The sequence below is a fragment of the Planctomicrobium limosum genome, from assembly GCF_051465645.1.
Lineage (GTDB): Bacteria > Planctomycetota > Planctomycetia > Planctomycetales > Planctomycetaceae > Planctomicrobium.
The window spans coordinates 2,036,379-2,061,957 of sequence record NZ_CP195790.1; the positions used below are offsets into that span (position 1 = coordinate 2,036,379).

Below are 25,579 nucleotides of genomic sequence, written 5' to 3' on the forward strand. Positions count from 1 at the left end.
GCCAACGCACTTGAGTCGTAAAAGAAAATGTCATCAAGGGACGCTATCATAGCGAATCCCCCGTCAAAATCAGCAAAAATGAAGGATGACCTGCGATGAGTCAACAGCTTGTTCCTGAGTCCGGACGCGTCTCCGACCACGAAATTCTGGACGTCATTCTGAATCGATGGTCTCCACGCGCATTCACTGGGGAACCTGTTTGCGAAACAACCGTAAAACGGCTTTTCGAGGCAGCTCGCTGGGCTCCATCCGCCTCAAATGAGCAGGAATGGCGTTTTCTTTATGCCCATAAGGAAAGCCCTATCTGGAATACCTACTTCAACTTACTGGCTGATGGAAACAAGATCTGGTGCGAGCGTGCCGGTGTTCTCATCGTTGTGATTTCGAAGAAAACTCTGGCACGGAACGGGAATCCGAACCCGGTCCATTCTCTGGACACCGGAATGGCCCTGCAGAACCTGTTGTTACAGGCGTCCAGCATTCCTGGGCTATTCGCTCATTGCCTCGGCGGATTCGATCGGGCCCAGACCCTGGTCTCATTGGGAATTCCCGATGATTATCAGGTGGAATGCATGGTTGCCGTCGGACACTTCGGCGCGGCAGATCTGCTCTCCCCGGAGTTGCTCGCCCGAGAAAAGGCCTCTGCCAGAAATCCTGTCTCCCAGTTCGCCAGACAGGGAAAGTTCGATTTCTAGAGCCATTTTCCCATCAAGAAGGCAGCTGCGCGACCACATGTGACCACACCGGTCGAAACAGCACTGAACCTTTGCACTCCTGCCAGCGTTTATAACATCCATTTTGCAGGCGGGTGCAATCTGGATGTCGTGAATCTGGCGAACCAGAGCTGGTTACACGTGTCCTGCGAGAGCCGATGATCCGCTTCGCAGAAAATGTTCCCAGACAGGCCCACCAGTTCAGGCTCAATACCATGGAAATCAGGCCGTCCAAACGTGGCAAAACCCTGTTAGACTAGACACCTGCCACGGAAATTCAGACACTGTCTCCCATTGCGATTCGTAACCTGTAACCTTGGTAAAGTTCCATGCATTTTGAGACTCGCTGCGTTCATACAGGCGTCGACAAAGACTCGACCTTCCTGAGCTGCACCACTCCAATCTACCCAACTTCAACATTTGCATGGGACAGCCTGCAGGGGCATCGTGGATTCGACTACACACGCAGCGGCAACCCGACTCGGGCCGCTCTGGAAGAAAACCTCGCAGCACTCGAAGGCGGAATTTCCGCTCGCGCAACCAGCACCGGGATGTCAGCCGTCCTGACTGCGATGCAGTTGTTCAAACCGGGCGCTCATATCATCACCGGGAACGATATCTACGGTGGAACCTATCGCCTGTTCGCCAGCATTCTGACCGAACGAGGGTACAAGTTCAGCTTCGTGAATATGCGCGACCTCAACGAGGTCCGTGCAGCGATCACTCCAGAGACTCAGGGGATCTGGATTGAAACGCCAAGCAATCCACTCCTCAACATTGTTGATATCGCAGCAGTCGTCGAAGTGGCCCGATCAGCCAACCTGATTACCATTGCCGACAACACCTTCCTTTCCCCATACCTGCAGCGCCCGTTTGAATTGGGTGTGGACGTCATCGTTCACTCAACAACGAAGTACCTGAACGGGCACTCCGATGTGGTTGGCGGTGCGGTCATCACACGCCAGAAAGAACATGCCGACCTGATTGCTTACTACGTCAATGCAATGGGTCTCGCATGTAGCCCATTCGACGCATGGCTGGTACTGCGAGGTGTCAAGACTCTTGGCCCACGCATGGAAGCTCACCAGCGAGGCGCAATGGCCATCGCCCGCATGTTGGAAAAGCATCCAAACGTCGAGCACGTTTACTTCCCAGGACTGGAATCTCACCCTGAACACGAACTGGCAAAGCGTCAGCAGTTTGGTTTCGGAGCGATGCTGAGTTTCGACGTGAAGGGTGGCCGCCCATCCGTCGACAAGGTTCTGGAAAAGCGAAAGTTGTTCCAGCTCGCCGAGTCACTGGGAGGCGTCGAATCGCTGATCGAATACCCGGAAACAATGAGCCATGCGAGCATGACTCTCGAAGCACGTCGCGCCGGGGGAATCTCGGAAAGCACACTTCGAGTCTCTGTCGGAATCGAGAACCCGGACGACCTCGTTGCCGAGCTGAAATCCGCTCTCGACTTCTAAAATCAGTGCGGCCATTCCAGCAGCCTGTATGAAATCGACTAAAAAAGGAGCCTCACTCAGAAATGAATGAGGCTCCTTTTGTTTTTCAATCGATCACCGAGGTCACTTCAGTTTGCCGAAGCGAACGGTCCCAGCCCGACCGTTGTTTTGACGGTCAACGGATACTGGTCCAACAGCGTCCGGACATCCTGCAATGTCAGGCTTTTCAAAGTCTGCAAATCATCGTCCACACTGCGATATTTGTGCTGCTGCACCCAGGTGCTTCCCAATGATGACAACCGTCCCATCGGCACCTCACTCCCGAGAACAACACGCGAGGCGACCTTGTTCTTGGCCTGCATAAACTCCGCTTCAGTCGGACCAGAAACGTTGAACTCGTGATAGATCTCTGCAATTCTGGCGAGATTCGATTCCACTGTCTCTGCAGCGCAACACAGGTACGTGAGCCACGCCCCGGTTCCATCAAAGTCGTGATAAGCCACATCACATGTTTCTGCGAGCCCTGTCTCAACGAGATCCCAGTAGAGCCGACCGGCGCTGTCATCTCCAACAATTGTCGAAGCGATGTCGGCCGCAAATCGCAATTCGCTCTGAGCCGCAGGTGCCGGCCCCATCTGCATAACATGCTCCTGATGCATCTCTGTTCGACAGGTGAATAATCGACTTGAATCTGGAGCGGCCTCCCGGCGTTCGCGTCCTGGATTCCCGGTCGACCAGTGACCGCAGTATTGAGCCGCGAGCCGTTGCAGTTCATCCCAGTCGACATTCCCGGCCGCCACGAGCACAAGATTCCCGGCTCCATATCGCCGTTCATGGTACTCCCGCATCTGTTGCGATGTGAGAGCGGTAATGGATTGAGTGGACCCGAGAACGCTTTGTCCCAAAGGATGTCCGGTGAAGTGCCGCATCATGATCTGGTCATAGACACTCATCGCCGGGATGTCTTCGTACTTGCTGATCTCGTCGAGGATGACGCCCTTCTCCGTATCGAAATCATCCTGCCGAAGACTCGGACGCATCAACGCGGCCAGCAGTTCCACTGTTGGCTGAAGATGTTCTGGAAGAATCGCGGCATAGTAGACCGTCATTTCTTCGCTGGTCCAGGCATTACAGTTGGCCCCCAACTCGTCGAAAATCCGGTTCACATCGTTCGCAGAGAACCGCTCGTCTCCCTTGAATGCCATGTGCTCCAGAAAGTGGCTCACACCGGCGACATCGGGAGTTTCGTCGCGTGCACCCGTCTGGACAAAAAAGCCCACGGCAGCGCTTTGAGCTTCCGGCTTGATCTCGGCAATGATTTCAAGGCCGTTGTCCAACGTCGCATAATGAAACTGCATAAAGCGAATCCAGATAGTCACTTAAGCCACCGAAAGCCAGTTTCCCTGACAGATTCGGAGACTCTCAAACTGTTGTGTATGGGCAAGATGATAGTGAATCCCGAAAAGACAGCCATCACAAGTCGAGAGATGGAGCTTTTCAATCGCAATTGTTCGTGCCAAAGCCGATTTGGCAACTCCCGGATTGCAAGAAGACCGGGACAGCAGATGCTGATGGAGCAACACAGAATTAAAAAAGCCCTCACATCGGACGACATGAGGGCTATTGACGCTGTAGAAGGCACATCATCCGGGAATCACATCTTTGGCGATTCCCGACTGAAACAGGCGAACTTATTCAACAGTCGAACCTGATTGCACCAGCGATGCTCCGCCACTCGCTTTCTTGGAGTTCTCTCCAAACAGGAAGAACGTCGGCAATGAACGGCGTGAGTACGTGTTCATTCCATCTTCGTCAACGGTGCCAATTGTCACGTTAAAGAACAATGGTTCCGTAATCATCTCAGAAGGAGGCAGTTCACCGAAATCGAACGGCAGACTCTCACCTGGTCCCAAGGCTCCCTGTTCCCGCAGACCGAGTTCAATGAAGCCCTTCATAATTGGAGCAATTCCCAGAATCGCGGCATAGGTTTTTGCAGGGTCCGATACCGATAGAGAAGTCATCTCACTCGGCATCAACTCCAGAACGTCTTCGAGATCGGATTGAATGGACCAACTGAAAATTGTTCCGTCCATACGACGGCGCTGTGCCTGAATTGCCTGACGATTCACTCCGACAATCAACCAATCTTCTGAAAGAGAAAATGTCGGTGAAAGGAGCGGAAACTTCAGCAGTTCCAGATTGATCAGTGTCTCACCTTCCTTCTCGGTCACCTTCAGTCGAAGCGAATCTCGCTCCTGTTTGTTTACCTCTTTCACAATCCGTTCCAGAATTGTGAGCAGGCATTTCCTGGTCAGTTCGGCATCATCCACATCAAGCAGAAAGACAGAACCAAGATTGAACACACCCTGGCTGGCATCGGTGTAGAAGCAGTTCAATGAACCGAGAGAGTTGAGAAACTCTAATGGGCTAAACTTGAACTCTTCAGTGAATCGCTCAACGAACCGATCCACTTCTCCGGAGGACTCTGGATCAAGCGTATCGATTGCCACATTGACCACTTCTAAGATCGTCTCTGCTGAATTTCCCCAATCAAAGCTGAGCACAGTCACGCCGAGATTCTGCAACGGGATCGCAGGCAGATCTTCGATTGTGAATGTCGGCTGATCCAGAAGTGACAGCAACCCAGTTCGTTCTCCCGGTGCGGAGACAGTGCACTCAGCCCAGAGAGCGTCGTCACGGAAACCGCCGACCTGAGAGATATAATCCAGATTGTGAAGCCCCAATTTCTTCAGCAAGTCCCCGAGGCGGACTGACTCGGATCTGTTTCTTACAGGAACAGGCGTTTCTTCAAATGCGACTCGTAGTGACTTGAAGTCCAGCCAGGCAACCTGATCGACTTCAAACTCATCATTGTCATTCGTCGCGTACTGGGAAAACAGTTCTTTGGTTGTCAGGTTCGGGCGTTTTTCTTCAGCGACAGCAATTGCATTCGCGATCGCATTCATCCCGAAGCTCAGAACGAGATCGTTCTCTTCTTCCCACCACCCCAACTCGAATGGAGAGTTTGGAAACTGAATGTACTTGACTCGACGCCCTTTAACCTGCGTCTGCTTCACACTCAACTCTTCCTTTTCCAGCATCTCAATGAGCGATGCGAGCAGGTCAACGCCCTGTCCGGCGTTCTTCGCAACAACCATCCCCCAGAGTGCCAGTGGGCCCGGGCTCGGAGGATCAATTGCCAATGCAAACGTGATACCGTTTTCTTTGACATGCTCGATCGCTTCAATCAGCCCTTCAGCACGCCTTGAATCCCGAACGGAATCCATGAACTGTTGAACCAGATCAGCAAGTCCACTCTCAACAAGGGATTGATAGGCTGCAGTCTTCTCGAAAGCCGCTTCGTGATCCGCTGTCCCGTCGTAATGGAAATACAAGAAGGTCTCAGCTGGCAACAGTTCCGCTGCAGATTGATCTGCAACAGCCGTCTCAGGGACACTTACTCCACTTCCAGCCAGTATCCCGAACATGAGACCACTGATCAGAATCAGACGTCCGAACAGACATGACATACGCATCCCCTAATGTGGAACGAGATAGCTGATTGGGCACCTTGAAAGCACAATCGCAAACGAGTCAACGAGCGCACCTGCAAGACCAGTCGGGCCTCAAACTACAGAATGACGCTATCTTACGTTGAGAAATGCAATTTGCAATTCGCGTTTCAGCAACAGAAACAACATCGTATACGACCCCAGTTCGTCAGGTCTCCGTTCATCCCCGCGAAAAGAGTTCTGACTGACACAATCTCCAAACCGGGGTTTGCGCACGTGCATTGCGAGATAGAATAATGAGTGAAGTCAGCAAGCGGTGTCTGTGAATTTCCTCTGACGAACAGGTGGCGAATGGAAGATGTACACCTCAAAGAGACCTTGGCGCAACTGAAGTCACATCTTCAAAAAGAAGAGAGTGTCGATCCAGAAAGCCAGATACTTCTTGAACAAATATCGACAGACTTGAACTCGTTCCTGAACTCGCAGTCAGACGCAAAACTCCTGTCGAACATCGCGGATGAACGCGACACATTCCTCGATGACTTGCTCGATCTGACCAGTCGCTTCGAAGAAACACACCCGAAGTTGGCAGCCGCCATCGGACAGGTTGCATCGGCATTAAGTCGAATCGGGATCTAAGGGCGTGTCGAGGGACATTGTGATTCCCGGAACAGGCTTCATCGTCGAAAGCAAAATTGAATTGCGAAAGGCAAAGGCTCTGCGAGACGCCAATCAGATGGCATTTCGCAGAGCCTGTCTTTTTTACTCGCAATCAAAAGTTCGGATCAGGAATCCAGAATCGCCGAAATGTCGATCAGATAAACCTGTCGGCCGTTTCCACCATGAGGTGAATCGATGGCGACCAACCGGCCACTTCGACTTGCTCGTGGGTGAGTATCGCAGCGCCATTCACCGACATACTTTGGATCGAGATAGAAGCCTCCCAGTTCCACCCGACGGTTGGTCGGAATGTGATACAGGAATGGCTTCTGCTTTCTGGTGACACGATCCGGATAGGAATCGTTGAGAATCCAGTCGAGCCGATCAGGCAGATAAGTATTGTGCCCATCGCTCATCATGACTTCGGCACCAACGTGTTCAATCTCCGTCGTCCGGTCTTTATACACATAGAACCCGGCAGGCTTCCCTTCCGGTTGTGTATACATACAGACGTGCCCTGGATCGCGCCAGACGAAGTGTGACGTCATCCCGGTTGGATTCAGGATATAGACATCACTCCCGTCAACGTTGGCAGTCACCATGCGAGTCTTCCAGCGTTTCGTCAGCTCGCCGGTTTCCGGGTCACGGCTGCGCCATCGATGGAGAACAATAAACCGCTTGCTGTCCGGGCTGATCAGCAGGTGATTGAACCAGTGCCAGGAGTCCTTGATTTTCTCTCCCTGAAACGGGATTTGAATAATCTGATCCAATGACAGGATGAGCTTCTTTTCACCTGTGGCCAGATCAACGTAGAAAACCCCAGAATCCTTTGGTGCCGGATCGTCCATGAAGTCGGTTCGCCCACCGGCATATCCATACCCTGGGCGGAAGAACTGAATGCGAGCAAAGTCCGCTGTGATTCCGAATCGTCCGTCCGGGCTCAACGTATAAACGGCACTTGGAATCGTACGGCGTTTCATCGTCTTCACATCCAGTAGATGACTGACGAACTCGCTCCCGATTCGATCATTCCAGAGAACTTCAGACTCAGATGAGGGGCGCCATTGCAACATGCACCCCTGCTGCCATCCCCAAGCGTTGCTCTGTCCGAGCTCGATCCATTTATCATTATCTTTCAAGTCGACCATCCCGACCTGAATCACATCGTTTGCCATCGGGGTTCGGTGTTCGAAATCGACCTGATTCGAAAGGACATAGCGGTCGGTTGGATCGAATTCAAACTTGTCATAGTACCCGAACCAGTGGAATTTTGGCCCCGTTGTAATCGCACGAACAGGGGGAAGTTCTCCCGCCTTGATTCGTGAGGCAATTGCCGCATAACTGAGCCCACAGAGCCCGGCCTTCAGGAAATCTCGTCGTTGCATTGAGTACTCCTTAACCGCTCATTCCCGTACTAGTCCGTCAATACGATCAATCATGAGGAAACGGTACCACATTATCGACCGAACTCGCCCCTGCAGGCCGCTCAATTCAGGAAAATCGCCATAAGGTCCGTTTGGGAAATTGAACGCCAGTTCCCCATCAATTGGGAACGAACACTTACTCAGAGAGATCAACGATCAATTGACTTCAACGCGTAAAGAGTGATCACTCACGAAAGATTAAGTGAGGGCGTATTTTGTTGAGAGTCTTCCGACCAATTCCATTGACCCGTTCGACGTCATCCACCGACCGAAAGGGCCCTCGTTCATCGCGATCTGCAATCACTTTCATTGCAAGCACCTGACCGATTTCAGGAACCTGCATCCACTCCACCCAATTCGCACGATTAATGTCGATCTGGTAAACCTGGAAATTCTCTTCTGGACGAACCAGCACTAAGGCATCCCGACTGTACCAGTTCAACCGAATAATGTTGGCGATCACCAGAATCAAGATGAGACTGCAGGCCACAAACAGAAATCTGCGATCCCCGGAACTCAGGCCCCAATGCACATCGGCCGCTTCTTCAGCGCCAGTGTTCTCTGCCGGAGAGTCGAGTGTCTCTGCTTCGATTCCCACTGACGGTGTTGATGACCGAGAATCCGTTATGCCCTCCTGTTCTGTCGAATCAATCGCGAGATTTTCATCTTCAGGTGGCTTCGACGTCATCACATTTGCTTCAGACATGCAGGCGGCCCGACGGTATTTCAACTCAACAGTAGTAAACGAGAAAAGTAACGGAGTTTCAGCTTCGATTGCACTTATCGAGCGTTCGCACCGCCGGCCTCCAAATCACGAATTCGCCGTTGTAGATCTGCTTCAAAACGGTCCCCGCGATCATCTAACGGTCGCTGTTCGAGGTACCATTTCCCCCAGCGAATCATCAGTTGCCGATGCCAGACAGCGACGGCATCCTTCTTCTGTGCTTCGCTTGAATCCGCAGGCAATGCCAGCAGTGGATCGGCAGGTTCTCCAAACCCCAGAGGCTTGCGACTTAACCAGCACAACGCATTTCTGGCCTCGATGATGACTCCCAGATCAGGATCATCAAGCGCCTTGATTAATATCACGCCCAGATCCATCCGCTCACTTCGACCAATCGCCCAGATCGCAGTTTTTCGAACTTCCGGGTTTGCACTGATCGCCAGGCGCTTCAGCGTATCAATCTGCCCGACAAGTTTGGTTCGGTCCCCTAATTGAATCTGCTCGACAATCTGATCCTGCGCCTGATCAATTGGCAATTCTCCGGTCTCACGAAGACTCATCAGCAGTTGATCGATCGGCTGGAGCGGCTGTTCCTTTCCTCGCACCGATCGTCCGTCAAAGCGAGCGGTCGCAAGGTCATCAGGCAAGCCTCGCCCCCCTGCCAGCGTTCCCAATCCATAAAAAGGGTCGTCTGTTCGCTTTAAGAGCTTCGACGTCGATCGTGTCAGAAAAAGAACACAGAACGCAGTATCAAGATCAACGTTCTCACTGAGCTTCCAACTGCCATCCGACGTCTGCTTCGAAATCACAAAATCGGCACATTCGTCGAACCACTGATGTGAGCCCACCAGATTGACGCCGGCCAGCGCCCCCATACGTTCCAGCGAGTAGTAATAGTACGACTTGAAAGAAGACTCCTGATTCTCAACTGCGAATTTCGCACCCAAAAATTCATACGCTTTCTTCGCGGCCTCAATTGAGGCACCAGAGATCTTACCTGTCCGCTTCTGCTCTCGCCTTTGCGGAATCTCATACTCTTCAAGCACCCCAAATTTGCGGGTTGATTCGACCTGTTTCTCGGTCTTCTTTGTTCCCGACTTCAAAGGGAGAAAACCAGAATCGAGTTGCAACATCGCAATGTGAATACTTCCGAGGGCATTGACCGACATGTTCAATGTCGATTGTTCAATTGATCCCCGACCTCCAGGGCAATATGCAAATCCTCCGTCCGCGTTCTGGTATTGAACATGCCAGACCAGAATCTTCTCCCAGATCTCATGAGAAATCTCGACACCCGCCCGTTGCGCCGCCCAGAGCCCCAGGCACGCGTACTGCGTCACGCTTGTGTCACCTTGATTCCCTCGACTGCGGGGAGGAGGATAATCCCACCCTCCTGATGAGAGTTGGTGTGACAGAATGTATTGCGAGATGCGGCCTAATTCCGTCTTGTACTTTTCCGAACCGAGATCCGACAGAAGCGTCGCCTCAACGGCAGCCTGATAGATCTGATCATTAGCGGGTACGTATCCGGCTTCTGGACATCTCGCAAGAATGCCGGTGACAACTGACTGAATCTCCGGAGTGTCGACAGGCATCCCTGACTTGAACATCGCGAGTGCCATTAACGGGCGATACTGACCACCCGCTTCGGAAATTCTCGCTTTGAGCCGAATGGCTCCGCGATCGATCGATTCTTTCAGCTGTTTGGCGTCGGCAGCAGTCCCGATTCTGGCAAGACTCAACAGAGCCAGAACGGCGAGACCGAGTTTCAGAAGTTTCCGTCCCTGAATCATCACGAGCCTGACACTGATTGGAACCGCGTCCGATCAAACACTGATTCGGCAACACTCAACAAAAACGAAAAAGACCGCCCACGATCAACTTGAGATCCGGTAATTTTGTTCGACGATTGCATCTTCAGCATCTTCAGCATCTTCAGCATCTTCAAATTTACCTCGATCTTGGCTGTTCCGCTATCCAGTCCCGCGTACTACAGCAGATCATCAGATAAACCGGTCAGGCTCCAGTGGACGATCCTGATGACAGGCGTCATGCTGTCACACATGCCAGCGCCCACAGAATCATCTCAGCCATCTCGACAACTCAGCAGTTATGCTGTCGTGTTCGCTGGGATGGTGGTTCAGAATCTGCTGTTGTTCGGGCTCAATATTCTGATTGCGTCCCAATTCGGGGCGCAACCCGACATGGATGCCTTTCGCACCGCGTTCACCCCGCCTTTGATGTTAGCCGCCATGCTGACACTCAGCGTCGGGCCGGTCATGGTGACACTGATTGCCAGAAATGAAACGACATCGGCGCCGGGGACCGCGTCATTTCTGTTCTTTCTGATGACGGCAATCGCCACTTTCCTCGCGGGAACAGGCACTTTCTTCGCAGACGAAATACTGCAACTACTGCACCCGTGGTTCGATCCGTACCGTCAGGAGACCTCGGCGAGATTGTTCCTCATTCTGGTGTGGATGCTCCCTTTGAACACCATGATCGGGCTGTCACAGTCAATCCTGAACGCATCGATGAATTTCTGGGTTCCTGCTTTCTCCGGAATCGTCGGGCCAATTGTCACGATTGTTTTCGCAGCAATTCTGGGGCCTCATTGGGGAATTGACGGAATTGCCTGGGCAACCGTTTATGGAGGAATCGCCTCGATTCTCTGTCAGCTCGGCTCGCTCTCGCGACATCTCAAATGGCCTGATGCCAGTCATCTGCAACTTGCCTGGCAGCAACTCGCTCTGGCATGGCCGTTATTGCTGGGCATGATTGTCTTCAAGATTGACCCGATCGTTGATCAGTTCCTGGGATCAAGTCTGGACCAAGGGCAAATCTCGCAATGGGACTATGCCTACCGGATGATGCTCCCGTTTTTGATGCTCTCGTCTGGCACACTTTCAACGGTTTCATTTCCGAAGGTGGCGCAGGTTGCCGTTGCTGGAGGAGCTCCATTACAGGCTCAGGCCCGACTCACATTTCGAGTTTTGATCTCCCTTTGCCTGCCGGCCTTTGTCGTCATGCTTTTCTTCGCAGAACCGCTGATTCAGGAAGTCCTGCAACGACGGCAGTTCACTTCTGAAGACACACAGGCAGTCTCTCAATTACTCCGCATCGCGAGTGTGATGTTTCTCGGGCTAGCTCTCTCTGAAGTCTGCTCAAAAATCCTTTATGCACTCAGAGACACATTAACGCCGAATCTGATACTCGGAGCAGGCATGATTGCCGGCTTTCTTTTAAAAGGAGTTCTTGTTGGCGAGTACGGAATGAAAGGGATCGCGAGCGTCGCGTCTGGAATTTTTCTGATGATTGGCATCGTGCAGCTCGCGGTGGTCTGCCGCAGAATTCATCTCCGGATCGACGGATCAATCCTGTTCCACCTGCTGCGGTGCCTGATTGCATCCGCAGTTGCAGCGATTGTCGGTTGGGCAGCGCTCTCGCTGCCGATTCCGTTTCCAACAATCATCGGACTTGTTCTGGGAGGCATCATGTACTTTACGACACTGTGCCTGCTGGATTCCGAAACTAGAGCGTTCGTCACTCAGCTTCGATCCCACAAAAGCCGCGACTGACCGAAGAGTTACTCCACGGATCGCATCATCTCGACAAGCTGATCAGATGTGACTCGACGAGGATTATTCTGAAGACGTTCCAGATTCACTTTCGCAGAGATCTTTCGGAATGTCTCTTCTCCGAAGACTCCCAGTTCTCCCAGTTGCGTCTTACAACCAAGTGACCTGACAAACTGTTGAATCGCCACGTTTCCTTCTTCCGGTGTCGAACAGTTGATCACCTGAAGAATCAGAGCGATTCGACTCTGTACATGCGCGACACCTCGCGGATCGTTCACATCAGCATCCGTCACACCGGCATTATGAACGAGCATTGGGCCGATTGTCAGAGCGACTGCATGACCATGAGGGATGCCAAAATCCGAAGTTAATGCATAAGAAACGGCATGCGGCGCGGTGGTTCGAGTACGGTTGATTGCTCGACCGGCAAGATGAGACGCTCTGGTCATTGCGTGACGTGAAACTGGTGTCGGGGAATGGACAACCTGATAAAGATGAGCATAAGCCAGTTTGGCCGCCTCAACTGCATCGCGACATGACGACTCTGTTGAACGCACACTCCAGATGGATTCGATCGCCTGACAAAAGGCATCCAGCCCGGATTGTGCTGTGATCTTTGCTGGCAGTGTCGCCGTCAGTTTGGGATCGAGAATACACCAGTCCGGCAAGAGCTTCTGGTCGTCGACTGAATACTTCACGCCGTCGACATAGACCACCGCAAATTGAGTCGCCTCGCTTCCGGTTCCAGCTGTTGTTGGAGCAACAATCAAAGGGCACACGCGAGCAGGCAGCCCTTGCAGATTCAGCACAACGGACTTCACATTGCAGTTATCAGTGGCACAAGCCGCGATCATCTTAGAGATATCAATTGCCGTGCCCCCGCCGATCGCGACAACGACATCAGCTGGGTTTTGTCGGAACTTCGCAATACCTGCCTGAATGTCTTCCAGTTTCGGGTTGGGTTCAAATCCACTGAAACAGGTGATGCGAAACGGCTTGAGGAGCGGTTCAAGAATCGTTTTCGCTCCCGAACAGACATATGCATCTGTGTCAGTCACCAAAAAAACGGACCGAACCCCCATTGAGCTTAATAGTGCCGGCAATTCTTCCAATTGTTCGAGACATCGACTATCGGTCATCACGGTCTGCGACTGCGTCTGAGTGAACAGGCTCGGAGGCAGCGTTTGATCGGGTTTCTGACCTGACAGTTGATTCGCAAGAGTGTTCAAATTCATTTCGTTTCCATCCTCAGAGCACACTCATAAATGAACGGCACACTCAGGACCAGTCATCCCCAAGATTACACACAATGAATCAGTTGCTCTCCCGCAATCTTGCAGACAGCAACAGATCTGACTTCTCACCACGGAATCGACCAGGTCTTTGTCATGGTCATAAACCGGATCGCCTCAACGACCCCCTCTTTAATGCCCAATCCGGAATCCTTCACCCCTCCGAACGGAGTCGATTCGATACGATAGCCCGGGACCTGATTCACGTTTACAGTGCCGGTTCGAACCCCCTTAATCACTTTCAGGGCATGGTTCAGATTGTTCGTCACCACACCTGTCGAAAGTCCATATGCGGTCCCATTCGCCAGCTGAATCGCGTCATCCACATCACGAATTGAAAGAATTGGAGCAAGCGGCCCGAACGATTCTTGAACGACCATCTCCGCATCTCGTGGGACATTGGCGATCACTGTCGGTTGCAACAGCGCCCCTTCCCGATGGCCTCCGAGCAGCACCTTCGCCCCCTGCTCAACCGCTTTGACGACCACACCCTGCAGATGCTTCGCCGAGTCTTCTGTGATCACAGTTCCGACTCGCGTGTCGGTATCAAATGGGTTTCCGCACAGGTACTTTTTTGATTCCTCAACGAATCGTTCAGTGAACTCACTCAGTCTGCGTTCATGAATGAGCAGACGTTTGACCGCAGTACATCGTTGTCCTGAATTGCGGTAGGAGCCTTCCGCTGCAAGATGAACTGCCAGGTCCATGTCGCAATCTTCAAGTACGATCAACGGAGAATTCCCGCCGAGTTCGAGGCAAAGCTTTTTATATCCAGCGATATTCGCAATTCGCTTCCCGATACTGACGCTTCCGGTAAACGTGACCAGTTCAATTCGCGGGTCACGAATCATTGGCTCCAGAACTGAATCAACTGGACCAATGACCGCCTGAAGCAAATGGCCCGGCAATCCTGCTTCGTAAAGAAGCTCGACAAACTTCAACGCGGTGAGTGGAGTCCGCTCCGATGGTTTGAGAATTAACGGGGTCCCAGCGGCAATCGCAGGCGCGACCTTATGGACAACCTGATTCAACGGGTGATTGAACGGGGTAATCGCCAATGCAAGACGCAACGGCTCACGGACAGTGAAAATCTTTCGGTTCTGTCCCTGTGCAGAAATGTCTCCGGAAAATGACTGCCCTTCGTCCTTCAGGCATTCGATCCCGGCAAGACGAAGAACCTCTAACGATCTTCCCACCTCGTAGTTGGTTTCCTTCAGACAGAGTCCTGACTCCGCTGCGATCAGCAATGCAAATTCATCTCGACGTTCCTGCAATAAAACTCTTGCTCGGTCGAGTATTTCGAATCGCTGATAATGTGAGAGTGCAGGTCGATCGACCAGTCCTGAGACAATCGCCGTCTCTGCATGTTCAGGATCAACGACACTCACAGTTCCGACCAGCTGGCCATTAAAAGGATGCCGAACTTCGAGGCGTTTCTCTGTCAGAATCGACTCACCATTGATCCAGACAGGAAGATGAATCGCAGCTGGAATCGGAAGCACCGCCATGAAGTAGTCCCAATCAATCTATGAACAAGGCCAAACGGACGCAGCGAGAGTTTGCCAGACATATCGACAACTTCAATATCAACACAAACGGACTTACTCACGTGTCCCGTTACAGGTGAAGTCAAAAATGTCGAAGTTCCTTGAGTCAGCGGAAGCGAGCGCGTAGTAACGCGGTGAAAGCGGCTCGGACAAGATCATCGGAACCATCTCTTCGTACCGTCCTCCGTGTGATCGCAACTTCTCAGCGAGTTGGCTGAGATCATGATGTTCTGGAGTCCGCCCTACAACGACGTCTCGTCCGGACAGGACACACAGATCCCCGATTCGATCTGCTGGCAACTGCAGTTTTCTGGCTGCGGTTTCGCGATCGTAGACTTCTGTGATGCCATCCAGACCGAGCAGGAATTGAGCGGCCTGAGCAACCGGAATGAATGGCGGCAGATGGACAGTCACGAACGAGCCCAACGCACCGTGGTGAACCACATAGGGGTCAGTGATTGGGCAGATCACCGTCGCCCCCGGACCAAACTTCTCAGCCAGGATCGATTCCACATACAGAACGTGCGGGTCCCCATTCGCATGAGTTTTGGCGTTCATACCGTGGTCGGCTGTGAGCCCAAGAACCGCTCCGAGTTCCAGCAGTTCGCCGAACCGATTGTCCATCTCCTGATAGAACTGTAACGATTCTTCATCCTCAGGTGAGTACCTGTGCTGCATGTAGTCGGTTAACGACAGATAGAGAAAATCAGCGAGCCCTTCTTTCAGTAACGCCACACCTGCATCAAGCGTGTAAAGACTCGCATCGCCGCTGTAGATCGCGGGAGCAGGTCGACCTACCAGTGCTTCGACATTCGAAATTCCGTGGACATCCGCCTGAACGCTCGCAGCCTTCTCTGCAGAAAACGCAATCCCCTGCAATTCGTGTGAAAGAATCTCGCGCAGCTTGTCCTTCGCGGTCACCATTCCGACTTTGCGACCTGCCTTCGCTGCGGCGGAAAGAATTGTTCCGCATCGCAGATACTTCGATGAATTCATCATCACCTCTTCGCCAGTCTCCGGATTCAGGAAGAAGTTTCCGGAGATCCCCGTTGTCTGCGGAGGGCACCCTGTGATGATCGCGGCATTATTCACGTTTGTGAATGTTGGCAACGCAGCACGCACGAGACCTCTGTACCCCTTCTGAGCCATTCGCTCAAGATTCGGCATCCTCCGTCGCGCCAGAGTTGCATCCAGATATTCGTCTGCTGATCCGTCAATACATACGACAACGATCGGTCGGGCAGGTGGATGGTATCGGCGGCCATTGGCTTCAAACGAAGTTGCTGCAATTGTCATTCGAAAAATCTCAGCTCAGGTAAAAAACATCATTGGCGACAACCGGCCGAATCAGAATCGATTCGGCCGAATTGTCTAAACAACTGCAGTCTCTGCAACTGACAAAAGCGGCATGAATTCATGCCGGTGTCGAATCAAACTTAATTTGCCGGAACCGCTTTTAATCCGACCGGCTTGCCATCCAGCTGGAGGCGATCATCGGCGGTGCCAGTGAGATGTGCCAGGGCCGTCGCAGCAACATCAACGAGGTACGCTTGTTCTTTGATCCGGCCTTTCTCTGCTCCTTGTCCGCTGACAATCAAAAACACCCTGCGGATCTCCGGAATTTCATGACCATTACTGTGCGTTTTTTGAATGCCACCATGATCGGTGCAAACAATCACGATCCAGTTTTCGGTTGAATAATTCGGGCGAGATCGCAATGCATTCAACACAACACCGATGTGCGAATCCACGTTTTCGATGGATTTCACATATTCAGGAACGTCTGGACTAAACCCAATTGTATGACCAGTTGAATCCACCTGATGCATGTAGATGAACATCGCATCCGGATTGTCTTCTTTCAGAACTTTGGCTGCGATTCGTGCCATCTCCTGGTCACGAAGGTCCTCGCGAGCCAAACCGTTCACTGCAGGTTCCTGATTCGCAGGCTGCACATAAAATCGAACCGAATTTGATTCGTGCAGTTCAAGATTGACTGCTCCGACACCTTTCGCATAGTTCCCCAACAGGACGTTGCGACCAGGATCAGTTGTCTTGAAGCGGACTTCAAACGAGAAGTCCTTCTGCGGAATTTTCTGGAGAGCCCCAGTATTCGAAAGCTTCACTCCGTCCTCTTTTGCAGACTTCTCAGGCAAGGCAAGTGAACGCGACGCGGCGTTTCCACGGAAGTCATTTCCCGCGTGAACCGTCGTTGTCTTAGCAACTGGCACTCCTGATCTTACACCTGCCGCTGAGGCTGTGTTTCTGAGTGATGCAGTCGTCGCTTGCTTATCCCCGGTCGTCGGAGCATCAAACAGAAACTCTGCAACCAGATCCTGCTTGTTCAAAGCAGAAGAAGCGGTCGAATTGACTTTCGACAATTCTGAAATCTCATCCGCAGACAACGCCCGCCCCCAGAGACGAACATCATCAAGTTCCCCTTTGAGTGTCACTGCCCCACTTCGCGTATCGCGCCCCAGGAACAACGATTCTCCTTCCAGATCGAACTGATCCCCAGCCGAATTAAGTTGCCCTGCCAGCTTCCCATCGAGATACAAACGAAGAACCCCATCGGTCCGGGTTCCGACAAGGTGATGCCATTCCCCATCTCGAGTATTGATTCCCAGCTTCTCAGCAGAGACTCGGAGGTCTGCGATTTGCCCTTTCACTTGAGGAATCGGGAGATCGTCCGACCGGTCCGCTTCAGAAACGATGTACTGAGCAATCGGGGACCACGACACCAGAGAGACGGTTGTCGCGTCTGGACGAACTTGCTTCAGATGCTTAAAGAAGTGAGGAAACAGTTCGTAGTTTCGACCTTTGAATGAATTGTCATGGACCCCGTGCTTATCGGCCCAGACACCAGTGAGAATGCTTGACCACCCCGGGCCACTAATTGAATCATTCTTCTGATAGCGTGTTCCGAATATCTGCGCGGAATCCGTAAACGCCCCTTCCTGAATCAATCGATCGAGATTCGGAGTATTCGCCTTCTCTAGAGCATCCGGGCGAGTCCCATCGATCCCAATGATCAAGACTCGAGCCTGCCGCTCAGCTGGTTCCGCTGCATTCGCATGAGTCCATGTTCCGGGGCTGGCAACAAGAGCCAGTGCAACGGCGGCAAATGAGCAATATTTCATCGTCATACAGTGTTCCCAATCGTCTAGAGCGGTTCTTGAACTGGTGTGGCGTGACAGGCACGCGGCATTCAGATTTTCTCCTATCGAGAAGGCTGTTGCGCGGCCACATGATAGACCGATACGGTCTAGAACAGTTCCTGAAAACTGTCGCCGCGAATCATTTCAAATCAAACTTAAAGTCATTCTCTGCAGATTTTCCACTGACTGTTGCCGACAACCCACTCTTTTTCGGATCTCCATACATTTCAGGAATGCTGGAAACGGTTGGCACATAATTTTCGCCAAGATCGGCCTCGGCTTCGCTCGACTTTACAGAAGACTTGGCATTCGCCGCCGGAGTGAAGGCGGTCACTGCCACGCGATGAGCCCCGACCATTGCACCGGAGCGTCCTTGTGTACTGAGTTGAAATTTTCTATCAGCGTCGGATTTCCCCACGGCAATGGGCCCACTCTCCGGTGTGAAGGTCACACTCGCCCCATTGAGCGGCTTCCCTTTGAAAAGGACCGTCCCTCCAGTCTGTGCAAGAGTCGGAGCGTCTTTAGCACCTCCGCACCCAACAAGGAGCAACACGATAAGAAGAGCCAAATGATGAAATCGAGTTTTCAAACGAACCTCCCATAACGGCAAAAGCATTTCTCAGGGTGAATCACTCGATCAGGAAATTGATGAGACAGGTGTTCGATTAGAACTGACCAACCACTTTTCCGTCGGCTCTCCCTCCGAGAGACTGATACGTTTGAGCGTGATCAATGTTCTCACTGAGGAACTGAACACTTCCGTCAACGAACAGGAAAAACGCTCCACCTGTGTGGTTTGAACGGAACCCGAAGGAATAGTTCCAGTTATCCTGAGCAACACACGCCGTATCAGTAATGCGTCGGTCACTCCCCAGCAGATCGCAGGTCGTATAATCATTGATCGGAGTGAGCGTTTGCCCTTCCGCATTGCAGACCGATTGTGAAAATGCCCAGCTTCCACGACTGGCAGCCAGGCAGCTGGGAATCACTTCTCCCACCTGAATTGTGTTCGACGTCCCGTCTGTCACATCTGCCATTCGAATTGATGCGCCATTGCGTGAAATCATTCCAGACAACTCAGAGCGAACCAGTGTCGCCCCGTAGTTCAGAGTTTTCTCGCGATACTGATTAAATGGCGAACAAGCGGTATTCGCCGAATTCGTTAACTGCGATCCCATCGATCCGCCGTAGTTTCCTTGAGCCCATCGTGATCGGGTCTCTGCATAGGAATCGCTCGGGCAGACGACATGAGGAAGCACGATTTCGCGAAGCTGCCGTGTCGCATCAATTCGCTGATACGGCACATTCCCAAGTGTCGCAGCTGAATCATAGTCAGCGGCGGTCAGCTTGGTCGAAAGATCCAGTATGTTGTACAGCGCCCCCTGATCAACAAAGGGCAAGATTCTGACCTGCCAGCTGATGTTAGGGCGATTGTCACGGCTGCCTGATGCACCAATGGCAAACATTCCGTACACATCATGGTAATTCTGGAGCGCGAGCCCCATCTGCTTCAAATTGTTTTTGCACTGACTGCGTCGAGCTGCTTCCCTTGCCTGCTGCACGGCAGGGAGAAGCAATGCAATCAGGATCGCAATAATTGCGATGACAACAAGGAGTTCAATCAATGTAAACCCGCCACTGGCAATTTGCTTCGAACGAGAACGAGAGAGCATGGAATCAACTCCTGTGTGATCACATTCAAAACGCAAACATTGATGAAAGACATCAAAAATGAAGAAACACGGATATGAATATCGTTGAATTCGCGAACGCGCTGCCCCGCACAAATGGCTCAAGCTCCGGCGACTCTTTGATCGAGTCAGCACTAGAACTCGCCAATCGTCTTGCCATCGGATCGGCCACCCAATCCCTGATATGTGCGGGCGTGGTCAATGTTTTCGCTGAGAAGCCGCACAGAACCATCCGCCAGAAGGAAATGTGCTCCACCTGAGTGTGTTGATCGGAACCCGAAGGAGTAGTTCCAGTTATCCTGTGCCTCACACGCCGCATCAGTGATCCGTCGGGTGGATCCCAGAAGCGGACACGTGGTGAAATCGTTAATCGGTGTCAACGTCTGACCTTCTGCATTACAGACAGACTGGGAATAAGCCCAACTTGCTCGACTGTCAGTCAGACAGACAGGAACGATTTCTCCAACTTGAATCGTGTTCGACGTTCCGTCTTTCACGTCGCCGATTCGGACGTGCGAGCCGTGGCGGGACATCATGCCCGACAGGTTCTGACGAATCAGAGTTTTTCCCCAATCAGGGCTCTTCTTCTCAGCATAGATCTGAAACGGTTGACAATTGGTGTCGAAACTGGGGGCCCATTGAGAGCCCATCGATCCTGAGTAGCTCCCCTGTGCCCAATCGTTCCTGGAAATGGACAGGCCGTCTGATGGACAAGTCATCATCGGAATCTCAATGGAACGTAACTCTTTCCCACCATTTAGTATTTGACGTGCCACATTTAAATGGTTAGAGGCGGCATAAGAAGTTGCCGGCAGCTTTCCGTCCATATCGAGCTGATTATAAAGTGCAGTCTGCTCAAGATAGGGAAGAACCCGGACCTGCCAGCTCACTCGCGGAGCCCAGTCACGATCTCCAGTCCCTCCAATAGGAAACATCCCAAACGTGCTGTGATAGTTATGTAACGCGAGCCCAAACTGCTTCAGATTATTCTTGCACTGACTGCGTCGGGCCGCTTCTCTAGCTTGCTGCACCGCTGGCAGCAGCAACGCAATCAGAATGGCGATGATCGCGATCACCACGAGAAGTTCGATCAGAGTGAAAGCCGAATTCCGCGTCTGCGTCCGAACACGAATGGTGGACATTCAGACCTCCCGAATCTCTAGAAATGAATGGGATCTGTGGGGAACAAAAGCGAGGAACTCGCACCGTTCCGCAAATGCGTTGACACGCACGTATGTGACTTGAAATCAATGAACGTGATGTGAAGTCAATGTGAAATCCAGATGAAGATGCATCAACAACTACCGAACCGATCGCAAGCCAATTACCATCTTGATATTGAGTTCTGAAAATCGAACTCTTCATCGATGAATTCGAGAATTGACATATGTGACTGGTATTCACGTTTGTTTCCCATCACGATATCAGCATATACGCATGTGTCAACGGTAAGTTTGCAGGTTCTGGAAACCTGCCAGTTCCAAATTGTTGGCGAAGCACTCAGTTTTGGGCCACGACCTCAGAGGGAAAGGTCAAAGCTCATCCACCGAAAATCCCATCAGTGCGAAGATCAGGAGCCTCCAGCGAGGTTCTGCAAAGCGAGGCAGACTTGAATTCAATTCTTGATCGTCAAAGCTCTCAGCAGGATGAACTTCTTCGCGATATCAAGATCGAACAACAGGAACTTCGATTCCGCCGTGCACAGCGAAAAATCCTGCTTGCCACAATGTTCTGCTATCTCTTTTATTACACAGGAAGACAGGCATTCGGATTTGCGATCCCTGGGATTGAACAAGAACTCAAGATTAGCAAAACGACGTTAGGCTGGATCGGTGCTTCCATGCTCTGGTCTTATGCTATTGGTCAGGCCATCAACGGAAATCTTGGTGATAAATATGGCGGCCGACTGATGATGAGTCTGGGGGCATGGCTCTCGTGTGCTCTGAACTGGGTTGTCAGTTTCGGACAGGGACCGTTTTCCATTGCCATCCCCTGGGCAGCAAATGGATTGGCTCAATCGATGGGCTGGGCTCCCGGCAGTCGAGTCCTTGCGAACTGGTGGAACCACTCTGAACGTGGGCGAGTCTATGGTGCGTATGTCTTCGCAGCGGGATCTGCGTCTGTGCTGACCTATGTCTCATCCAACCTGATTCTGTCGTACCAACTCAATTGGCGTTGGATCTTCCGTGTTCCAGTCCTTCTGTTGCTTGTTGGTGGCACCGTCTATTACCTCCTTGTGCGAAACCGCCCTCAGGACCTTGGCTTCGATCCCGTCAAAGAAGATGACACCGAAGTGAACGTCGCGAAGGAGTCTGACAGTGATATAGACACTTCAACTTCGACACCAATCGAAGACCTCAACAGTGAATCAGTGGGAGAGCGTTATCTCAACGTTCTTTCGAACTGGAGATTCCTGATTGCGAGTATCGCCATTGGATTCCAGAGCACAGCCCGATACGGGTTATTGATCTGGGTTCCTGTTCACTTCCTGGGAGAAAGCTGGAAATCCGATCCATCAAGCGGTTGGGTCAGTACCGCCCTGCCCGTCGGAATGGCTTTGGGGGCACTGGCGAGCGGGTGGATGTCAGATCGAATCTTCAATGCGAATCGCTCAATTCCAATCACTCTCTTCATGAGCCTCGCGGCCATCTGTTCGCTGGGAATGTCGTTCCTTCCGCTGACTTCAGCGTGGAACATTCCGTTACTGTTCCTCTGCGGATTCTTTGCATATGGCCCTCAGTCCGCGTTCTGGGCGTTGTGTCCAGATCTTCTCGGAATTAAACGGGCAGGCACTGGCACCGGAATTATGAACACCTTTGCCTATGGCTTCGCCGGGCTTGGGGAACCGCTGATTGGCTGGTTGATTGAATCCAATGGAAATCAGACTGAACAGGTCTTCTACATCGTTTCTGCCGCATGCTTTGCCAGCGCAGTCTGTGCCGTCTTTATTCGCCGCTAAAGATGCCTTGCAGAACGCAACAATCAATGACGGAATGCGAAACGCCCTCGACTGGGAGAGACCAATCGAGGGCGACGTATTGTGAAAATCACACAACTCAGCGAAGCGAACTGGACTATTTAATCGGCTCGTTGAACCGGTACAACGGCAGGTACCGATAGTAGACTTCGAGGCTCAACGTTGCGATTGCTGTCGAATACATACGTCCGCCGTAACCGCCCCATACGTCATGAGGATCCCAGCTTCCTGTGAGCGGGCCTTCCCGTCGCTGATCCGCCACGAGCATGTTTCTGACCGCCGTGTTCCATTGTTCCCACTCCGGGCCTCCATGCTGATACAGAGCCAGAGTGCCGTAATACCAGTAGTAATAATTCAGAGTGGTTTTACGAGGAAGATTTGCAACGATCACTCTCACTGTTTCCTGCATCACCGCAGTGTCGTCAGTCATTCCGAGAATCTGTCGGCAATACAATGTTTCCGCAGCGGCAGACGCCCCGGCCGCCTCTCGTGGACGGTAGCCAGCCAATCCTCCGGATGAACCGATCCGACGCTCAACCAGGAATCGACGCATCATCGCGATGCGACGCTCATCAATGTGAATCCCTGCCGCCTGAGCACTTTTCAACGCCATCAATTGCCACCCGAAGATGCTCATGTCCCCTTCGCGCTGCCCTTTGACGTACCGCCAGCCTCCGTCCACATTCTGTGTATCCAGAATGAAGCCGACTGCCAATTCCAGCGGCTGTCGCAACCATTGAGCGTCTGGAGAACTCCGAGACATCGCATAGGCTTCAGCAAGTGCGAATGTCGCCATTGCATGGCAATACATCGCTTCGTATTCGCTCGCATCTCCACCGAGGTATCCCGGTGTGCTTCCCCAACCTTCTCCCCATTGTCTGGTTGATTGCTGAGAAACAATCCAGCGTAAGGCGCGACTGACGTTGGGAGAATATTCGCCTTGATCAACGGTCTGCAGCTTGCCCAGAAACGCAAGGACTGCGAGCGATGTGATTCCCACATCCGCGTGGCGATCGGAATCCCCGACATCCAGTGGTGACAACCCCTCTGGTCCGTATTCACCAGCATGCCAGTAACCGCTCTGATCCTGAACAGAGGCCATCCATCGAAGGCTCCGATCGACAGCATCTTCTGTTTCCTGAGATCCTCCGAACTTCAGGACTGCCTTGCCACGTTCTTCATCAGAACGTAACCGGTAAGCCGAGGGGACCCGATTGCCTGACATCTGAGGTTGAAACGCATTCTCTGCGCGGCTCAGTTGAGGCTGGTCTGCTGGCGTGGACGACAACATTGAACGATCAGGACTGGTCGGAGCCCGATTTGGAAACGGAATCGGTTCCGGCAGATCGGACGTACGCGGTTTCATTCTTCCAATCCCGGCCAGATCTCCGACTGGAGGAACCGCCTGCATCTCCATACGTCCACGCTGCGGATCAGGCGTCACTGGAGTTTCCACCGTTGCCTGTTGCCCCAGCATTTGCGGTTTTGGGCCAATTGGGGCCGGACGGTCGGATCGCGAAGTCATAATATCCGTTGGATTCCGAACTGGAGACGTTCCATTAGGAACAACCATCACGTCAGTTGATTGGCGATCACGAGACAGTTCGGCCATTGCCTGATCCGCGATGCCACTCTCTGGACGGTTCAAAGATTGAGAACTCTCAGTTGGAGACGAAGGCAAAGAACTCCGTTCCATTTGTGAAAGTTTTCCATCACCCGGTCGCGACTGTTGCGGAAGTGACTCAATCTTCACATCGGGACCAGCCTGAGGTTCCGTCCGTTCAGCGACCATCGATTGAGGGACAGCCTGCTCTGGCGATTGCGGAGTCATCTCGGCCGGTTGCTGCCGATCCTGAGATAGTAACGGTTGAAACGCGACAGGGTCGGCAGGCTTTTCCAATGGAGTCGTTGGACTCACCTCCGGCGGATTGGCAATCATCCGTTCGCGTTCCGCTGTACTCGCAGATGGAACAGTCCCGAATGTTGTGGCTGTGGCATCGAATTTCGGGGCGTCGCTCGTGTTGTGTTCAATGTCCTCGACATTCCCTGCCGGCACTGTCACACGAATCGGTTCGAGCTCGCGCACCGCCATATTCAGCAGTTCAATCGCCCGATATTCAGGGATCAGGGCGACGATGGACACCACCATCAACAGGTGCATCGCCACCGAGAAAAACATCGACTTGGAAGACGTACGATGATCGCCCCACCGAGTGCCGATCATGGTCAGCAGGTGGCCCGTTGCGAGAATCAGCCCGAAGATGACCAACAACACAAGAACTGGCTGCATCAATGCAATTGCCAGTTTCACCAGTCGCCAGACTTCGACAGTCAGTTGCAGTTCGGCGAGAATCATCCGCCTCCCTCCCCTTCAAGTCGATTGGCAAGTTGGATGTTGCGGATACCGGAGCGTTTACACAGATTCAATACAGTCATCACATTCTGGTAACGACCGCCACCATCTCCTCGAATCACAACGATCTGCTCCGCATAGCGCTCTCGGGCACTGCGAACCTGAATTTCCAACTGTTCCAGTGTCAGCTGACTCGTCCCGACAAACACGTCGCCATTATCGGCAATGTTGATCACCAGTTCATCAGGCAACGGAGTCAACGGCTTTGCTTCAGAGACAACCGGCAACTGAATCTCATATTGAGTTTCACGGCGGCGGAACTCGGTGCTCACCATGAAGAAAATCATAATCAACATCACGATGTCGACCATCGGAGTGAGGATGAGCGTTGGTTCCTCAATTTGTTGGGTTTTGATCGGCATCGTTTGCGAAATTTCAAATCAAGGGGCAAGATCGTCAACGGATCTCGTCATGTCGACATTCAACGGGGACACAATGAACG

General features: G+C 52.3%; 19 protein-coding genes. 5 read left to right on the forward strand and 14 right to left on the reverse strand.

The window, feature by feature from the left end; genetic code table 11:
• Nucleotides 1–95 precede the first annotated feature (95 nt).
• Complete coding sequence (locus SH527x_RS07650; RefSeq protein WP_437194064.1) at nt 96–695, forward strand: nitroreductase family protein; 600 nt, start codon at nt 96–98, stop codon at nt 693–695.
• 347 nt (nt 696–1,042) lie between these two features.
• Nucleotides 1,043–2,182, forward strand: a complete 1,140-nt coding sequence (locus SH527x_RS07655; RefSeq protein ID WP_437194065.1) for a trans-sulfuration enzyme family protein — start codon at nt 1,043–1,045, stop codon at nt 2,180–2,182.
• A gap of 107 nt (nt 2,183–2,289) precedes the next feature.
• On the opposite strand, the gene SH527x_RS07660 is transcribed toward SH527x_RS07655, so the two are convergent.
• Nucleotides 2,290–3,519, reverse strand: a complete 1,230-nt coding sequence (locus tag SH527x_RS07660) for a M16 family metallopeptidase (RefSeq protein WP_437194066.1) — start codon at nt 3,517–3,519, stop codon at nt 2,290–2,292.
• Nucleotides 3,520–3,852: 333 nt separating this feature from the next.
• Nucleotides 3,853–5,691 carry a hypothetical protein gene (locus tag SH527x_RS07665; RefSeq protein ID WP_437194067.1) on the reverse strand — a complete coding sequence of 613 codons (1,839 nt, stop codon included), beginning with the start codon at nt 5,689–5,691 and terminating at the stop codon, nt 3,853–3,855.
• Nucleotides 5,692–6,024: 333 nt separating this feature from the next.
• On the opposite strand from SH527x_RS07665, the gene SH527x_RS07670 reads away from it, so the two are divergent.
• Nucleotides 6,025–6,312, forward strand: a complete 288-nt coding sequence (locus tag SH527x_RS07670; RefSeq protein WP_437194068.1) for a DUF4404 family protein — start codon at nt 6,025–6,027, stop codon at nt 6,310–6,312.
• A gap of 146 nt (nt 6,313–6,458) precedes the next feature.
• On the opposite strand, the gene SH527x_RS07675 is transcribed toward SH527x_RS07670, so the two are convergent.
• The 3 genes from SH527x_RS07675 to SH527x_RS07685 form a co-directional block, all read right to left on the reverse strand.
• A complete protein-coding gene (locus tag SH527x_RS07675; RefSeq protein ID WP_437194069.1) occupies nt 6,459–7,718 on the reverse strand; it encodes a hypothetical protein in 1,260 nt (419 codons plus the stop codon).
• A gap of 223 nt (nt 7,719–7,941) precedes the next feature.
• On the reverse strand, nt 7,942–8,463 hold the full coding sequence (locus tag SH527x_RS07680; protein WP_437194070.1) for a ComEA family DNA-binding protein: 522 nt from the start codon (nt 8,461–8,463) through the stop codon (nt 7,942–7,944).
• Nucleotides 8,464–8,537: 74 nt separating this feature from the next.
• Nucleotides 8,538–10,274, reverse strand: coding sequence for a hypothetical protein (locus tag SH527x_RS07685; protein ID WP_437194071.1), 1,737 nt, complete (start codon nt 10,272–10,274; stop codon nt 8,538–8,540).
• Nucleotides 10,275–10,544: 270 nt separating this feature from the next.
• Here SH527x_RS07685 and murJ point away from each other — a divergent pair, with 270 nt between their 5' ends.
• On the forward strand, nt 10,545–12,059 hold the full coding sequence (gene murJ / locus SH527x_RS07690) for a murein biosynthesis integral membrane protein MurJ (protein ID WP_437194072.1): 1,515 nt from the start codon (nt 10,545–10,547) through the stop codon (nt 12,057–12,059).
• 8 nt (nt 12,060–12,067) lie between these two features.
• Here murJ and SH527x_RS07695 read toward each other — a convergent pair whose 3' ends face one another.
• The 7 genes from SH527x_RS07695 to SH527x_RS07725 all read right to left on the reverse strand — a co-directional run bounded on the left by SH527x_RS07695 (nt 12,068) and on the right by SH527x_RS07725 (nt 20,889).
• The gene (locus SH527x_RS07695) at nt 12,068–13,294 is read right to left on the reverse strand and encodes a phosphonoacetaldehyde reductase (protein ID WP_437194073.1); all 1,227 of its coding nucleotides are present in this window, start codon (nt 13,292–13,294) and stop codon (nt 12,068–12,070) included.
• 125 nt (nt 13,295–13,419) lie between these two features.
• Nucleotides 13,420–14,859 (reverse strand): aldehyde dehydrogenase family protein, encoded by a 1,440-nt coding sequence (locus SH527x_RS07700; protein ID WP_437194074.1) that lies wholly within the window; start codon nt 14,857–14,859, stop codon nt 13,420–13,422.
• A gap of 93 nt (nt 14,860–14,952) precedes the next feature.
• Nucleotides 14,953–16,194 carry a phosphonoacetate hydrolase gene (gene phnA, locus SH527x_RS07705; RefSeq protein ID WP_437194075.1) on the reverse strand — a complete coding sequence of 414 codons (1,242 nt, stop codon included), beginning with the start codon at nt 16,192–16,194 and terminating at the stop codon, nt 14,953–14,955.
• Nucleotides 16,195–16,334: 140 nt separating this feature from the next.
• Nucleotides 16,335–18,044, reverse strand: a complete 1,710-nt coding sequence (locus tag SH527x_RS07710; RefSeq protein ID WP_437194076.1) for a LamG-like jellyroll fold domain-containing protein — start codon at nt 18,042–18,044, stop codon at nt 16,335–16,337.
• Nucleotides 18,045–18,195: 151 nt separating this feature from the next.
• Nucleotides 18,196–18,645 (reverse strand): hypothetical protein, encoded by a 450-nt coding sequence (locus tag SH527x_RS07715; protein WP_437194077.1) that lies wholly within the window; start codon nt 18,643–18,645, stop codon nt 18,196–18,198.
• Nucleotides 18,646–18,721: 76 nt separating this feature from the next.
• Nucleotides 18,722–19,729 carry a DUF1559 domain-containing protein gene (locus tag SH527x_RS07720; RefSeq protein ID WP_437194078.1) on the reverse strand — a complete coding sequence of 336 codons (1,008 nt, stop codon included), beginning with the start codon at nt 19,727–19,729 and terminating at the stop codon, nt 18,722–18,724.
• 152 nt (nt 19,730–19,881) lie between these two features.
• A complete protein-coding gene (locus SH527x_RS07725) occupies nt 19,882–20,889 on the reverse strand; it encodes a DUF1559 domain-containing protein (protein ID WP_437194079.1) in 1,008 nt (335 codons plus the stop codon).
• Nucleotides 20,890–21,410: 521 nt separating this feature from the next.
• Between SH527x_RS07725 and SH527x_RS07730 the strand changes: the two genes are divergently transcribed.
• Nucleotides 21,411–22,706 (forward strand): MFS transporter, encoded by a 1,296-nt coding sequence (locus tag SH527x_RS07730; RefSeq protein ID WP_437194603.1) that lies wholly within the window; start codon nt 21,411–21,413, stop codon nt 22,704–22,706.
• 115 nt (nt 22,707–22,821) lie between these two features.
• Here SH527x_RS07730 and SH527x_RS07735 read toward each other — a convergent pair whose 3' ends face one another.
• Both SH527x_RS07735 and SH527x_RS07740 read right to left on the reverse strand, forming a co-directional pair.
• Nucleotides 22,822–25,080, reverse strand: coding sequence for a hypothetical protein (locus SH527x_RS07735; RefSeq protein WP_437194080.1), 2,259 nt, complete (start codon nt 25,078–25,080; stop codon nt 22,822–22,824).
• A complete protein-coding gene (locus tag SH527x_RS07740) occupies nt 25,077–25,499 on the reverse strand; it encodes an ExbD/TolR family protein (protein ID WP_437194081.1) in 423 nt (140 codons plus the stop codon). The genes SH527x_RS07735 and SH527x_RS07740 overlap by 4 nt, the downstream gene beginning before the upstream one ends.
• Nucleotides 25,500–25,579: the final 80 nt, after the last annotated feature.

Coding starts and splice junctions, on each gene's coding strand:
- SH527x_RS07685 (WP_437194071.1), bottom strand. CDS start 10,274: ATGATTCAGGGACGGAAACTTCTGAAACTCGGTCTCGCCGTTCTGGCT.
- SH527x_RS07670 (WP_437194068.1), top strand. CDS start 6,025: ATGGAAGATGTACACCTCAAAGAGACCTTGGCGCAACTGAAGTCACAT.
- SH527x_RS07695 (WP_437194073.1), bottom strand. CDS start 13,294: ATGAATTTGAACACTCTTGCGAATCAACTGTCAGGTCAGAAACCCGAT.
- SH527x_RS07735 (WP_437194080.1), bottom strand. CDS start 25,080: ATGATTCTCGCCGAACTGCAACTGACTGTCGAAGTCTGGCGACTGGTG.
- phnA (WP_437194075.1), bottom strand. CDS start 16,194: ATGACAATTGCAGCAACTTCGTTTGAAGCCAATGGCCGCCGATACCAT.
- SH527x_RS07710 (WP_437194076.1), bottom strand. CDS start 18,044: ATGACGATGAAATATTGCTCATTTGCCGCCGTTGCACTGGCTCTTGTT.
- SH527x_RS07650 (WP_437194064.1), top strand. CDS start 96: ATGAGTCAACAGCTTGTTCCTGAGTCCGGACGCGTCTCCGACCACGAA.
- SH527x_RS07720 (WP_437194078.1), bottom strand. CDS start 19,729: ATGCTCTCTCGTTCTCGTTCGAAGCAAATTGCCAGTGGCGGGTTTACA.
- SH527x_RS07675 (WP_437194069.1), bottom strand. CDS start 7,718: ATGCAACGACGAGATTTCCTGAAGGCCGGGCTCTGTGGGCTCAGTTAT.
- SH527x_RS07680 (WP_437194070.1), bottom strand. CDS start 8,463: ATGTCTGAAGCAAATGTGATGACGTCGAAGCCACCTGAAGATGAAAAT.
- murJ (WP_437194072.1), top strand. CDS start 10,545: ATGCCAGCGCCCACAGAATCATCTCAGCCATCTCGACAACTCAGCAGT.
- SH527x_RS07665 (WP_437194067.1), bottom strand. CDS start 5,691: ATGTCATGTCTGTTCGGACGTCTGATTCTGATCAGTGGTCTCATGTTC.
- SH527x_RS07725 (WP_437194079.1), bottom strand. CDS start 20,889: ATGTCCACCATTCGTGTTCGGACGCAGACGCGGAATTCGGCTTTCACT.
- SH527x_RS07660 (WP_437194066.1), bottom strand. CDS start 3,519: ATGCAGTTTCATTATGCGACGTTGGACAACGGCCTTGAAATCATTGCC.
- SH527x_RS07700 (WP_437194074.1), bottom strand. CDS start 14,859: ATGGCGGTGCTTCCGATTCCAGCTGCGATTCATCTTCCTGTCTGGATC.
- SH527x_RS07740 (WP_437194081.1), bottom strand. CDS start 25,499: ATGCCGATCAAAACCCAACAAATTGAGGAACCAACGCTCATCCTCACT.
- SH527x_RS07655 (WP_437194065.1), top strand. CDS start 1,043: ATGCATTTTGAGACTCGCTGCGTTCATACAGGCGTCGACAAAGACTCG.